The organism is Isoalcanivorax pacificus W11-5 (assembly GCF_000299335.2).
Lineage (GTDB): Bacteria > Pseudomonadota > Gammaproteobacteria > Pseudomonadales > Alcanivoracaceae > Isoalcanivorax > Isoalcanivorax pacificus.
On the sequence record NZ_CP004387.1, the window covers coordinates 4029790 to 4042680 of the forward strand.

Genomic DNA, 12891 nt, shown 5'->3' on the forward strand with positions numbered 1-12891 from the left:
GCTGCCGTATCAGAAGGAATCCGGCGTTTTTGCTTTTTCGCGGGCCGCTTCGCGGGAGATCAGGCCTTTCTGCACCAGCCCCTGCAGACACTGGTCCAGTGTCTGCATACCCAGGCCGGCGCCGGTCTGGATGGCGGAATACATCTGCGCCACCTTGTCCTCGCGGATCAGGTTCCGGATCGCCGGGGTGCCGATCATGATTTCGTGCGCGGCCACCCGGCCACCGCCGTTTTTCTTCAGCAGGGTCTGCGAGATGACCGCCTGCAGGGATTCCGACAGCATCGAGCGCACCATGGATTTTTCTTCCGCCGGGAACACGTCCACCACCCGATCAATGGTTTTCGCCGCGGAGGTGGTGTGCAAGGTGCCGAACACAAGGTGCCCGGTTTCCGCAGCGGTCAGCGCCAGCCGGATGGTTTCCAGGTCGCGCATCTCACCCACCAGGATGATGTCCGGGTCTTCCCGTAGCGCCGAGCGCAGTGCTTCGGCGAAGCCCAGCGTGTCGCGGTGCACTTCCCGCTGGTTCATCAGGCACTTTTTCGACTCGTGCACGAATTCGATCGGGTCTTCGATGGTCAGGATGTGCTCGTAGCGGGTGTTGTTGATGAAGTCGATCATGGCCGCCAGCGTGGTCGATTTGCCGGAGCCGGTCGGCCCGGTCACCAGCACGATGCCGCGCGGGGTTTCGGCGATCTTCTGGAACACCTTGCCCATGCCTAGGTCTTCCATCGACAGTACCTTCGACGGAATGGTCCGGAATACGGCGCCGGCGCCACGGTTCTGGTTAAAGGCGTTGACCCGGAAGCGGGCCACGCCGGGCACCTCGAACGAGAAGTCGGTTTCCAGGAACTCTTCATAATCCTTGCGCTGCTTGTCGTTCATGATGTCGTAGATCAGCGCATGCACTTCCTTGTGTTCCATCGGCGGCAGGTTGATGCGGCGGACGTCGCCGTCCACCCGGATCATTGGCGGCAGGCCCGCCGACAGGTGAAGGTCAGACGCGCCGTTCTTGGCGCTGAAGGCAAGCAGTTCGGTGATATCCATGAGCGGTTCTTATACCTTGGATGGTTGCAGGGTCACGATACAGGCCCTGAGGCTGTGCGCCTTTTGTTATGATGGCCCGGCATCGGCAGCGGACACTGAGCGCACCCCGTCGCACTCAGAAAAAACGCTTATGCCGGCTAACTTACCCCGACACCGTAAGCGGTTCAATAATGGATGCTACCCGCTCTGACACGCTGCCCGCGCGGCTTGACGCCCTGCAACGCCGAATCCGTCACAGTTGCGAGGCGGCCGGCCGTGATCCGGCCGCTGTCACCCTGCTGGCGGTGAGCAAGACCCGGCAGGCTGCCGAGATCCGCGCCCTGGCGGCACTGGGTGTCACCGATATCGGCGAAAACTACCTGCAGGAAGCCCTGTCCAAGCAGGACGCCCTGGCTGACCTGCCCCTCACCTGGCATTTCATCGGGCCGATCCAGTCGAACAAGACCCGCGACATTGCCACCCGCTTCGACTGGGTGCACTCGGTGGACCGGGACAAGGTCGCCCGGCGACTGAACGACCAGCGGCCTGGCCACCTGCCGCCGCTGAATGTCTGCCTTCAGATCAATATTGATGACGAGGACAGCAAGAGCGGCATGGCCCTGGAGGCAGTGCCCGCCCTGGCCGCGCAGATCCAGGCGCTGCCGAACCTGCGACTGCGCGGATTGATGACGATCCCCCGTGCCGACGCCGCCGACGGCAACCGCGCAGCCTTTCGTGTCCTCGCCATGACACTGTCACAATTGCGTCATACCATAGCTTCTCTGGATACCCTGTCCATGGGCATGAGTGACGACTTCGAGGTCGCCATCGCCGAAGGTGCCACGCTGATCCGGCTGGGCACCGCGCTGTTTGGCCCCCGCCCCGCGAAGCACTGACCGGCGCACGCCACGCCGGCTGCCTCCGCCCTTGCGCACAGCAACAGTTCACCACCGGGCCGGCCCACGCAGCCGGCCCTTGAGGAGTAGTGCATGGCTCAGCAAGTGATCGGTTTTATCGGTGCCGGCAACATGGCCACCAGCCTGGTGGGCGGCATGATCGCCAAGGGCATCCGCCCGGCGCGTATCTGGATGAGTGATCCGTCCGAGGCACGGCTGACGGAACTTGCCCGCCAGCACCGTGTGCACACCACCCCCCGCAACGACGAACTGGCGCAGCGCTGCGACGCGCTGGTACTGGCGGTGAAGCCGCAGGTGATGGCCGAAGTCTGCGCCAGCCTGAAGCCGCATTTCGGCGAGCGCGCACCGCTGATCATTTCCATTGCCGCCGGCGTCACCGTGGACAACCTGCGCACCTGGCTCGGCGATGTGCCGGTGATCCGCACCATGCCGAACACCCCGGCACTGGTGCAGGCCGGCGCCACCGGGCTGTTCGCCGGCCCCGGCGTGACCGAGGAGCACCGCGCGCTGGCCAACCAGATCATGGGCAGCGTCGGCCTGTCGTTCTGGTTCGAGCAGGAAAGTGAGCTGGATGTGGTTACCGCCGTGTCCGGCTCCGGGCCGGCCTATTTCTTCCTGCTGATGGAAGCCATGATCAACGCTGGCGAACAGCTCGGCCTGGACAGCCGCACCGCCCGCCAGCTGGTGCTGCAGACCGCCTGGGGCGCCGCACAACTGGCGATCACCAGCGAGCAGTCGCCGGCTGTCCTGCGCGAGCAGGTCACCTCACCGGGCGGCACCACGGCGGCAGCACTGAACGTGTTCGAGCAGGCCGGCCTGCGCGATCTGGTTGATCAGGCACTGACGGCGCCGGACCGGCCCGCGAACTTGCAAAATAGCGCCCCGCCCCGATACTACAGAGCAGCATTATTACGGGTGCCAGGGCGCCACGACTGACCGGCCGGGTGGTATGACACCGCTCGCCCGGTTCACTGCGCCCGCGCCGGTCATCACGTCAGGAGTCACTGCATGAATCCACAGGGAGCGCTTTCCTTCCTGCTCGGTACCGCCATTGATCTGTATATCTTTGTGCTGCTCACCCGCTTCATCCTGCAGCTGGTGCGGGCTGATTTCTATAATCCCATTTCCCAGTTCATCGTGAAGGCCAGCAACCCGGTGCTGGTGCCGCTGCGCAAGCTGGTCCCGGCCAACGGCAATCTGGACCTGGCCTCGCTGGTGGCGGTGCTGCTGCTGGTGATCGGCAAGGTCTACCTGCTGCTGGTGCTCGGTGGCGCCGGTGGCATGCCGCCGGTCGCGGCGCTGCTGCTGTATTCGCTGCGCACCCTGGCCGGCCTGTTGCTGAACTATCTGTTCTTCGCAGTACTGGTCCGCGTCATCCTCAGCTGGGTGGCGCCAGACCCGTACAACCCCTTCACCGCCATCATGATCCAGATCACCGAGCCGGTCATGGCGCCGGTGCGCCGCATCCTGCCGTCCATGGGCGGGCTGGACCTGAGTCCGCTGATCGTGTTGCTGATCATCCAGTTCATGATGATCCTGTTCGCTGTCTGATGGCCCTGCTGACGCGCGACGGTGACGACCTGTTGCTCAGTTGCTACCTGCAACCGCGCGCCAGCCGAACGGAAATCATCGGGGAACATGACGGTGCGCTGAAAATCCGCCTCAGCGCACCGCCGGTGGATGGCGCCGCCAACGCCGAGTTAATTGCCTTTCTGGCGAAGCTTTGCGGGGTACCGAAACAGCAGGTGGTGATCGAAAGCGGCGCCACCGGGCGGCGCAAGCGGGTCAGGATCCGGGGCGTCAGCGACATTCCCCATGCCCTTCAAGGTGAGCCGTAGGGCGGGGCCGGGGGCAAAATCCACCACGCCCAGGTCCGCAAGGCTACAGCTTCTCCCTGCCCTGCCGGACGCCTCAGATGACTTCCAGGCGGGCGTACTGGCTCACCAGCCATTTGCTGCCGGCGCCATCGAAGTTGATCTGCAAGCGCGCATTCGGCCCCTGCCCTTCAAAATGCAGAATGGTCCCTTCGCCGAATTTCGGGTGCATCACCCGCATGCCCAGGCGATAGCCGCCCACTTCCTCACCGCGCACCGGACTGCCGCTGGACGCCGCCACCGGGCGTGACATGCCGCCGCGCAGACGCACTTCCTCCAGCAACGCCGCCGGGATTTCGCGCAGGAAACGCGACGGCGCATTCATCGTCTCGCTGCCGTGCAGGCGGCGGCTTTCCGCATAGGTGAGGTAGAGCTGGCGCATGGCGCGGGTAATCCCCACGTAGCAAAGCCGGCGCTCCTCCGCCAGCCGGCCAGGCTCCTCGGCGGACATCTGGTGCGGGAACAGGCCCTCTTCCAGGCCGGCCATGAACACCACCGGGAATTCCAGGCCCTTGGCCGAGTGCAGCGTCATCATCTGCACCGCCTCATCGTGTTCGCCGGCCTGGCGCTCGCCCGCTTCCAGCGCAGCGTGGTCCAGGAAGGCGGTCAGCACGTCGGCGCCATCTTCCACGTCCTCATCGCCGAACTGACGTGTGGCCGTGATCAGTTCGCGCAGGTTCTCGACCCGTTGCTGGCCCTTCTCGCCCTTTTCGTTGGCGTGGAATTCCAGCAGCCCGGAGGCGGCAAGAATATGCTCGGTGCGCTCCCACAACGCGAGATCCTGCGTGTCCTTTGTCATCTGCTCGATCAGCGACACAAAACCGCCCAGTGCGCTGGCCGCGCGGCCCGGCAGTGAGCCATCACTGATCATCTGCAGCGCCGTGCGCCACAGGCTCTGGCCGGCCTGCCGGGCGCGTTCGCGCAGGGCATCCAGGGTCTTGTCGCCGATGCCGCGTGTCGGTGTGTTCACCACCCGCTCGAAGGCGGCGTCGGCATCACGGTTCACCAGCAGGCGCAGGTAACCCAGCGCATTGCGGATTTCAGCCCGCTCGAAGAAGCGCTGCCCGCCATAGATGCGGTACGGGATGCCGGCCTGCAGAAAGGCTTCTTCCAGCACTCGCGACTGGGCGTTGGAACGGTACAGCACCGCCATCTCACTGCGGCTGATGCCTTCATCCTGATGTTTCTGCACCCGGCCGGCGATAAAGCGTGCCTCGTCCACCTCATTGAAGCCGGTATAGACACGGATCGGTTCGCCTTCGCTGATCTCGGTCCAGAGCTCTTTGCCGAGCCGGTCGCTATTGTTGGCGATCACCGCGTTGGCGGCTTGCAGAATGGTGCCTGTGGAACGGTAGTTCTGTTCCAGGCGAATGGTGCGCAGGCCGGGAAAATCTTTCGCCAGACGCTGGATGTTCTCGATCTTCGCACCGCGCCAGCCGTAGATGGACTGGTCATCGTCCCCGACGATCGTCACCGCCGCGCCGCCGCCGGACAGCAGTTGCAGCCAGGCGTACTGGATCGCGTTGGTGTCCTGAAATTCGTCCACCAGGATATGCCGGAAACGGCGCTGGTAGTGGCCACGCAGTTCGTCGTTGTCGCGGATCAGCTCCAGCGCGCGCAGCAGCAGCTCGTTGAAATCCACCAGCCCGCCCCGGGCGCAGGCTTCTTCATAGGTGGTGTAGATCTTCTGCATGGTGAGCAGGAACAGGTCCCCGCCGGGCTCCATGTGCGCGGCGCGCAGGCCCTCGTCCTTCTGGCTGTTGATGAACCATTGCGCCTGGCGTGCCGGCCAGCGCTGTTCATCCAGGCCCAGTTCACGGATCACCCGCTTCACCAGCCGCAACTGGTCGTCGGAATCAAGGATGGTGAAGCCGTCCGGCAGGCCGGCTTCCTGCCAATGGGCACGCAGCAGCCGGTGGGCGATGCCGTGGAAGGTGCCCACCCACATGCCGGAGGCCGGCATGCGCAACAATTGTTCAATGCGCCCGCGCATTTCGGCGGCGGCCTTGTTGGTAAAGGTGACGGCCAGAATGCCGTATGGCGAGGCCTGCTCAGTGGCCACCAGAAAGGCAATCCGGTGCACCAGCACACGGGTCTTGCCCGAGCCGGCACCGGCCAGCACCAGCAGATACGGGTCGTCCGCCGCCACGGCGTCACGTTGCGCGGGGTTCAGGCCATCCAGGAGTTCATCAAGTAGATCGGTTGCATCATTCATGGGGCAGGAATTCTAGGCGCTGCCGGCACTTATGTCATCGACGCATGGCATGCGGCTAAAGTCGTCTTGTCGTATCCGCCAATCCCGCCAGGGTATACAAAGCGGTACACCGGACTGCCGAAATTCGGTGAACACAGGCATACTGGCACGGCAAAGCATGTTTTACTGACAGGCCACCGGGGCTACACTGCCAGCAACACACCCGGCAACGACAAATAAAACCGGTAGGCAACAATAACAACCCGGCTATTCATTGACTGACTTGCAAAGCGGGAGGGGTTTGCGTGTCGACAGGTTCCCAGCTATCGCCGCCATCCGGCCAGGCGCTGTCCGACGCGCACACCCGGCTGCTGGTGCAGGCACTGCCGATGCTCAATCTGGTGGAACCGCTGGCAGCCCTGCTGTTGCTGTGGCTCTATCACGATGGCTCCACCCCGCTGTGGCAACTGGTCACCTGGGCCACGCTGGTGATCAGCGTGGTGTTCCTGCGGCTGGTGGCCGGCCAGTTGTTGCGGCACCTGGACACCGACGCCGCCTCGCTGCGTGCCTGGCGCATCAGCCTGCTGATGACCCTGGTCGCCAATGGCGCCCTGTTCGGGCTGGCGCTGGTCTGGCTCAATCCCGCCGAGGCCCTGTTCCAGCCCGGTGCCGTCACCGCTCAGGCACTGGCGCTGACAATGGTGCTCGGGCTGACCGTGGTCGCGGTGGCCAGCTGCGGCATGTACCTGCCCGCCGCGCTGACCTATGTGCTCAGCGCCCTGATCCCGCTGGCGCTGCATCTGTGGCTGGCATCGCCGGATTACCGGCTGTTTTCCCTCGGTGTGCTGCTGTATCTGGTGTTCAGCCTGCTGGCGATCCGTCGCATCAGCGGCGCGGCGCGCAGCACGCTGTCTTTGCAGGACAGCAACAACGCGCTGATCCGCTACCTGGACAGTGCCCGCGCGGATGCCGAGGCACTGAACGAAAAACTCGCGCGTGAAATCTGCGAGCGCAAGGAAGCCCGCCATCGTCTGCAGGAATCCCGTGACCGGCTTGAGTCCACCGTGACGGAGCGGACCCGCGCGCTGGAACAGATGAACACCGAACTGGCCGCCACCAGCCAGCGGCTGCAGCTGGCACTGGATGCCAGCAACATCTGCCTGTGGGACTGGAACCTGGTCACCGGCGAGACGTTTCATTCCAACTTCGACCGCCTGCTCGGCTTTGACGATTCCACCGTCGGCAATTTCGTCGAGGACCTGCGCAAGCTGGTGCACCCGAGTGACTTCCCATTGATCCGTCAGGCGATGGTGGATCACTTCAAGGGGCTCACCACCCAGTACCAAGTGGTGTATCGCATGCAGCACGCCGATGGCCGCTGGCACTGGATCGCCGACGAAGGCCGGGTGGTGGCCTGGAACCAGCAGGGCCGCGCCACGCGCATGATCGGCACCCGACGCGACATCACCGAGGACAAGGAAGCCCGCGAACAACTGCGGCTGGCAGCCACGGTGTTCGAAAATGCCTCCGAGGGCATCTTCATTTTCGATCGCAATTTCCGTTTCCTCACCGTCAATGACTGCTTCACTCGCATCACCGGTTATCAGGACCGCGAAGTGGTCAGCCATTCGGTGATGGACATCGGCAACGTGCCGGAGAACGAAAAACTCTACCGCGAGATCCTCTCCGCACTGGGCAAGGAAGGGTTCTGGGAAGGCGAGCTGACCGAGCGCCGCAAGAGCGGCGAGCGTTACCCGGAATGGTTGCAGATCAGCGCCGTGTACGACGAGTCCGGCCGGCTCACGCATTACGTCGGCATGTTCTCCGACCTCACCGCGCGCAAGGAAGCCGAGGAACGGGTGCAGTTTTTGTCCAACTTCGACCGCCTGACCGGCTTCGCCAACCGCAACCAGTTCCGCGAACGACTGCAGAAGTGCCTCACCCTGTCCCGCCTGAACCGCAAAAAAGCCGCTCTCGTTTTCATCGACCTGGACCGTTTCCGCCCGATCAACGATTCCCTCGGCCACGAAGTCGGCGACCGGCTGCTGAAACTGGCGGCCGAGCGCCTGCGCGGCTGCGGTTTCGATGAGGACAATCTGGCCCGCGTCGGCGGTGACGAATTCACCCTGATCGTGGAACAGTATTCCGACCCGCGTGCACTGGAGCATGTCTGCAACAAGCTGATCAACGCCATGCGCCGGCCGTTCCATTTTGACCAGCACGAGCTGCTGCTCGGCGCCAGTGTCGGCATCAGCGTGTTCCCCGACACCGCCCAGGACGTGCAGACGCTGATCAACCAGGCCGACCTGGCCATGCACCAGGCCAAGCGCGCCGGCGGCAATAACTTCCAGTTCTATTCCAGCGACATGCGTGTCGCCTCGGTAGAACAACTGGCGCTGGAAACCAGCCTGCGCAAGGCCATCTTCAAGAACGAGTTCGTGGTGCACTACCAGCCGAAGATGGACCTGGGCCGCAACTGCATCACGTCAGTGGAAGCGCTGGTGCGCTGGCAGCATCCGACCATGGGCCTGCTGCCACCGAAGGATTTTATTCCGCTGGCAGAAGAGACAGGGCTGATCAGCGCCATTGGTGAACTGGTGCTGGAACGCTCCTGCCGCCAGGCGATGCAGTGGTACAACAGCGGGCTGGGCGATATCTGCGTGTCGGTGAATCTGTCGGCGCACCAGTTCCGCAAGGGCAACGTGCTGGAAATCGTCGACCGGGTACTGGAAACCACTGGCCTGCCGGCAGAGTTGCTGGAACTGGAACTGACCGAAAGCCTGATCATGGAAGACCTGGACAAGAATATCGCCCTGCTGCAGGCTTTGCGCACCCGTGGCGTGGAGTTGTCACTGGACGATTTCGGCACCGGCTATTCCTCGCTCAGCTACCTCAAGCGCTTCCCCATCGACACCCTGAAGATCGACCGCTCCTTCATCACCGAACTCGACCAGAGCCCCGACGACGCAGCCATTACCCGCGCCATCATCGACATGGCGCACAGCCTGAACCTGCGTGTGGTGGCCGAAGGGGTGGAAACCGATTCACACCTGGAAATCCTGCGCGGCATGGGCTGCGACAGCATTCAGGGGTATCTGATCAGCCGGCCGGTGCCGGAAGCGGAGTTGCTGCAACTGCTGGAAACGCAGAAGCAGGCGCGGGCCTGATCAGGCTATCTCGAAATCAAACGGGCGGATGTGGGCGAGATCAAGCGTGTGGCGCACAACCCACAAATCGTACTGGTCCTGCATCGCCAACCAGCTTTCAGGGGAACGCCCCAGGACGCGGGAAAGCCGCAGCGCCATTTCCGGACTGACCCCGCTGCTGCCCTTGAGAATACGCGACAGTGTGGATGGCGCTACATCCAGCCCCTCCGCCAGTTGTCGGGCACTGATATTGAACGGATCCAGATAAACCTCGCGGATAAATTCACCAGGATGCGGAGGATTGTGCATGCTCATCAGTGATAGTCCTCGTAATCAACGATATACGCATTGCCATCCCTGAACTCAAATGTCAGCCTCCAGTTGCCGCTGACCCACATGGACCACCGGTGCTTTGCCTGTCCGCGCAGACGGTGAAGGCGAAAACCGGGAATATCCATATCATCCACGGTGGCCGCCGTATCCAGCGCGATCAGTTGCATGCGCAACCTCCTGGCATGGGCCGGCTGGATGCCTGCCTTGCTGCCCGTGGCGTAGAACCGTTGCAGTCCCTTGTGACGGATCGACTTAATCATGGCGGGCATCATAGCGCGTTGCGCATCACGCAACAATGATGGCATTTCCTCACCGTAAGCGCAGCCATTATCGCCGGGCCTAGTTCCAGACCTGCGTCTTCCGCACCGTGGCCAACCGGTAATCCGAGTAATGCCGGGTAAAGAAGTGCTCACCCAACTTGCGCGCCTCCACCAGTGGCTGGCGCGGATCGTGGCGCACTTCACCCCGCCGGTTGCCGGCGCCCTGTACCACACCGACGAACGCTCCCTCGATATAGCGCGTGTATTCCTGCACCTGATGGATGATGCCCAGGCCGACGCCGGGGTAGGTTTCTTCCGACGCCAGTACCAGGCCGATGCGCTTGCCGGCCATGCGCGCCAGCACCGACGCTCCCTGCGGATAGGAAGCCGCGTAATAACAAAAGCCGCGATCAAAGAAGGCCTTCATCTGTGCCGACGGGCCGTACCAGTACACCGGCGAACAGAACACCACGCCGTCCGCCGGCAGAAAATGATCGAACAGCAGGCTGCGGAAGTTGTCCTGCAGGCTGCATTCACCATCCTCGCGCCGGCAGCGACGGCAATCGCCGAGGAAGTGCTGGAGGTAATCATCCAGGTACAGCAGCGTCGCCTCGCTGCCAGCCGCTTCGGCGCCCGCGCGGACCGCCTCGCCCAGTGTCGCCGAGTTGCCGTCACGGCGCGGGCTGCCCACCAGAATCAGAAGACGCTGAGGTGTATTGTGTTCATCCATTGCCGAACTCCCTGAGCTGTATGAGAGACTGCAATCTATGGCGCTGTAACAGTCTGGACAAATGACTGCTTTTACATGGCAATGAATTTATTTCATCCCTTTTGGAGGCCACCGTGTTCGCCCGTCTGCCGCTGACTGCCTTGCGCACCTTTGAATGTGCCGCCCGCCTGCGCAGCTTTCGTCGCGCTGCGGACGAGTTGTCCGTCACGCCCACGGCGGTCTCGCACCAGATTCGCTCGCTGGAGCATTGGCTCGGGGCAGCCCTGTTCGAGCGGTTGCCCCGGGGCGTGGCACTGACGACGGCGGGCGAGCGGCTGTTCGACAGCGTGCACGGCGCACTGCTGGATATACAGCAGGCGGCGGACGCCTTGCGGCCACGCCCGGACACCGGACAGGTGCTGCTCTCCACCAACGCCTCCTTCGCGGCACTGTGGCTGGTGCCGCGACTGGGGCAGTTCTATGCCCGGCATCCGACGATCAGTGTGTGCATCGACACCCGCGCGGCACTGGTGGATCTGCATCAGGACGCGAGCGTCGATCTGGTGATCCGCTATGGGGAAGGCGAATGGCCGACGCTGGACTGCCACCAGCGACTGGCGGAAACCTTCGGCGTATACGGCACGCCGACGCAGGTGGCGGCCGCCACGCAGACCACCCCGGCGCTGATCACCGTGCAATGGCAGGATTCCACCCTGTACCAGCGGCTCTGGCAGCAATGGTGCGCGCAGGCCGGTGAAACCTGGCTTGCCGGAGCACCACTGCAGCGCGTCTATGATGAGGAGCACCATGCCCTGCAGGCCGCGATCGGCGGGCAGGGTCTGGTGATGGCGAGTTCGGTGATGGTGTCCGCTGCGCTGGGCAGCGGCTTGTTGGTGCCGTACCGGCCGGACATCCGCGTGCCCGGCGCCTGCTATCAGGTACTCAGTGCACCGGGGCGGTCGCGACATTCCCCGGTGCGTGTGTTTCTGGACTGGTTACAGGTGGCGCTGCGGTAATCATATGCCCAGCAGCACCGTCGCCAGCCCGAAGTAAATCAGCACGCCGCTGACGTCAGCGAGGGTAGTGATCAGCGGCGTGCTCGCCGTCGCCGGGTCGAATTTCAGTTTATCCAGCAGGAACGGCAGCCCCATGCCGATCAGGCTGCCGATCATCACCACCAGCATCATGGTCAGCGCCACCACGGCGGCGATCTCCGGGCCGGCGCGGAAGACACCGACCACCATCACGGCCGCCGCCATGGTCAGGCCCAGCGCGCCGGCCACGAGGATTTCCCGTCCAAGCAGCTTTGCCCAGTCACGCGCCGACACATCGCCGGTGGCCAGGCCGCGCACCATCAGCGTGGCGGACTGGGCGCCGGCGTTACCGGCGCTGGCCACCAGCAGCGGCATGAAGAACAGCAGCGCGATATGGGCAGAAATGGTCTGTTCAAAAAATGCGATGCCGGCGCCGGTGAAAATATTCGCGAACACCAGCACCACCAGCCAGTGCACGCGGGAACGGTACAGGGAGAGCGGCGACGCCTCGCGGAAGCTGGCGTCGAGCTTGCCCACCGTCGCGCCCTTGTGCATGTCCTCGGTGGCTTCGGCTTCGGCCACGTCCATGGCGTCGTCGTAGGTGACAATACCGACCAGCTTGCCGCCGCTGTTGAGGATCGGCAGCGCCAGCAGGTCGTAGCGGGAGATCAGGCGGGCCACTTCTTCCTGCGAGGTGGAGACATCCGCCGACACCACTTCGCGCTCCATCAGGTCGTCCACCCTGGACGAGGGCACGGCCAGGATCAGTTCGCGCAGCGAGATGACGCCCTTGAGGCGATGGTCTTTGTCGACCACGAACGCCTGATAGATGGTTTCCTTGTCCGGCGCGGTCAGGCGCAGGGTTTCCAGTGCCTCGGCAACGGTCAGGCCATTCGGCACGGCGGCGTAATCGGACGTCATCACGGCACCGGCGGTGCCTTCTTCATAGCTGGCCAGGCGGCGCAGGTCTTCGCGTTCTTCGCGCGCCAGGCGCGTGAACAGCAGCCGGCGCACGCCTTCGTCGAGCACGTTGAACAGGTCGGCCCGTTCATCGGCGGGCATGGCGGTGACCAGCTCGGCCAGCACAGCCGGCGGCAGACGGGAAGCGAGCTGTTGCTGCACCGGCAGCGGCAGATAGCCGAAGGTGTCCGCGCGGCGCTCCAGTGGCAGCGCCATCAGCAGTTCGATTTCCAGCTCGGGCTGGCGGACGTTTTCAATAAAGTCCGCCATGTCGGCCGGGTTCAGTTCGGCGACACGCTGCGCTATGGCGTCACGGTCATCACGGGCGATGGCCGCTTCCAGAGCACGGGCAAGGTCTTCAAAGGTCATGGCTTGCCTCCCTGTCACGCTGCGGAAAAGAGCGTGCGGGCAAGCCTCAGGTCAGGTCAGCGAGGCAGGAAA

At 63.7% G+C, this 12891-nt stretch carries 12 protein-coding genes; 6 read left to right on the top strand and 6 right to left on the bottom strand.

What is annotated here, in order from left to right:
* Nucleotides 1–9 precede the first annotated feature (9 nt).
* Nucleotides 10–1044, bottom strand: a complete 1035-nt coding sequence (locus S7S_RS18125; protein WP_008734599.1) for a type IV pilus twitching motility protein PilT — start codon at nucleotides 1042–1044, stop codon at nucleotides 10–12.
* Nucleotides 1045–1214: 170 nt separating this feature from the next.
* On the opposite strand from S7S_RS18125, the gene S7S_RS18130 reads away from it, so the two are divergent.
* The 4 genes from S7S_RS18130 (at nucleotide 1215) to S7S_RS18145 (ending at nucleotide 3778) form a co-directional block, all read left to right on the top strand.
* The gene (locus S7S_RS18130) at nucleotides 1215–1919 is read left to right on the top strand and encodes a YggS family pyridoxal phosphate-dependent enzyme (RefSeq protein WP_008734597.1); all 705 of its coding nucleotides are present in this window, start codon (nucleotides 1215–1217) and stop codon (nucleotides 1917–1919) included.
* Nucleotides 1920–2012: 93 nt separating this feature from the next.
* Complete coding sequence (gene proC, locus S7S_RS18135) at nucleotides 2013–2876, top strand: pyrroline-5-carboxylate reductase (RefSeq protein ID WP_052269278.1); 864 nt, start codon at nucleotides 2013–2015, stop codon at nucleotides 2874–2876.
* Between the two features lie 72 nt (nucleotides 2877–2948).
* Nucleotides 2949–3491 (top strand): YggT family protein, encoded by a 543-nt coding sequence (locus tag S7S_RS18140; protein WP_008734594.1) that lies wholly within the window; start codon nucleotides 2949–2951, stop codon nucleotides 3489–3491.
* Complete coding sequence (locus S7S_RS18145) at nucleotides 3491–3778, top strand: DUF167 family protein (protein ID WP_008734591.1); 288 nt, start codon at nucleotides 3491–3493, stop codon at nucleotides 3776–3778. Before S7S_RS18140 ends, S7S_RS18145 begins: the two co-directional genes overlap by 1 nt.
* A 73-nt stretch (nucleotides 3779–3851) precedes the next feature.
* On the opposite strand, the gene uvrD is transcribed toward S7S_RS18145, so the two are convergent.
* Nucleotides 3852–6029, bottom strand: a complete 2178-nt coding sequence (gene uvrD, locus S7S_RS18150; protein WP_008734590.1) for a DNA helicase II — start codon at nucleotides 6027–6029, stop codon at nucleotides 3852–3854.
* A gap of 284 nt (nucleotides 6030–6313) precedes the next feature.
* Between uvrD and S7S_RS18155 the strand changes: the two genes are divergently transcribed.
* On the top strand, nucleotides 6314–9175 hold the full coding sequence (locus S7S_RS18155; RefSeq protein WP_008734588.1) for an EAL domain-containing protein: 2862 nt from the start codon (nucleotides 6314–6316) through the stop codon (nucleotides 9173–9175).
* Here the strand turns inward: S7S_RS18155 and S7S_RS18160 are convergent, their stop codons facing one another.
* The 3 genes from S7S_RS18160 to S7S_RS18170 are packed head-to-tail and all read right to left on the bottom strand — an operon-like array spanning nucleotide 9176 to nucleotide 10477.
* The gene (locus tag S7S_RS18160) at nucleotides 9176–9469 is read right to left on the bottom strand and encodes a HigA family addiction module antitoxin (protein ID WP_008734586.1); all 294 of its coding nucleotides are present in this window, start codon (nucleotides 9467–9469) and stop codon (nucleotides 9176–9178) included.
* Nucleotides 9469–9783 carry a type II toxin-antitoxin system RelE/ParE family toxin gene (locus S7S_RS18165; RefSeq protein WP_238582915.1) on the bottom strand — a complete coding sequence of 105 codons (315 nt, stop codon included), beginning with the start codon at nucleotides 9781–9783 and terminating at the stop codon, nucleotides 9469–9471. Before S7S_RS18165 ends, S7S_RS18160 begins: the two co-directional genes overlap by 1 nt.
* Nucleotides 9784–9826: 43 nt before the next feature.
* Nucleotides 9827–10477, bottom strand: a complete 651-nt coding sequence (locus S7S_RS18170) for a flavodoxin family protein (RefSeq protein WP_008734582.1) — start codon at nucleotides 10475–10477, stop codon at nucleotides 9827–9829.
* Nucleotides 10478–10590: 113 nt separating this feature from the next.
* Here S7S_RS18170 and S7S_RS18175 point away from each other — a divergent pair, with 113 nt between their 5' ends.
* Nucleotides 10591–11472, top strand: a complete 882-nt coding sequence (locus tag S7S_RS18175; RefSeq protein ID WP_035203765.1) for a LysR family transcriptional regulator — start codon at nucleotides 10591–10593, stop codon at nucleotides 11470–11472.
* Here the strand turns inward: S7S_RS18175 and mgtE are convergent, their stop codons facing one another.
* Nucleotides 11473–12819, bottom strand: coding sequence for a magnesium transporter (mgtE, locus tag S7S_RS18180; RefSeq protein ID WP_008734577.1), 1347 nt, complete (start codon nucleotides 12817–12819; stop codon nucleotides 11473–11475).
* Nucleotides 12820–12891 lie beyond the last annotated feature (72 nt).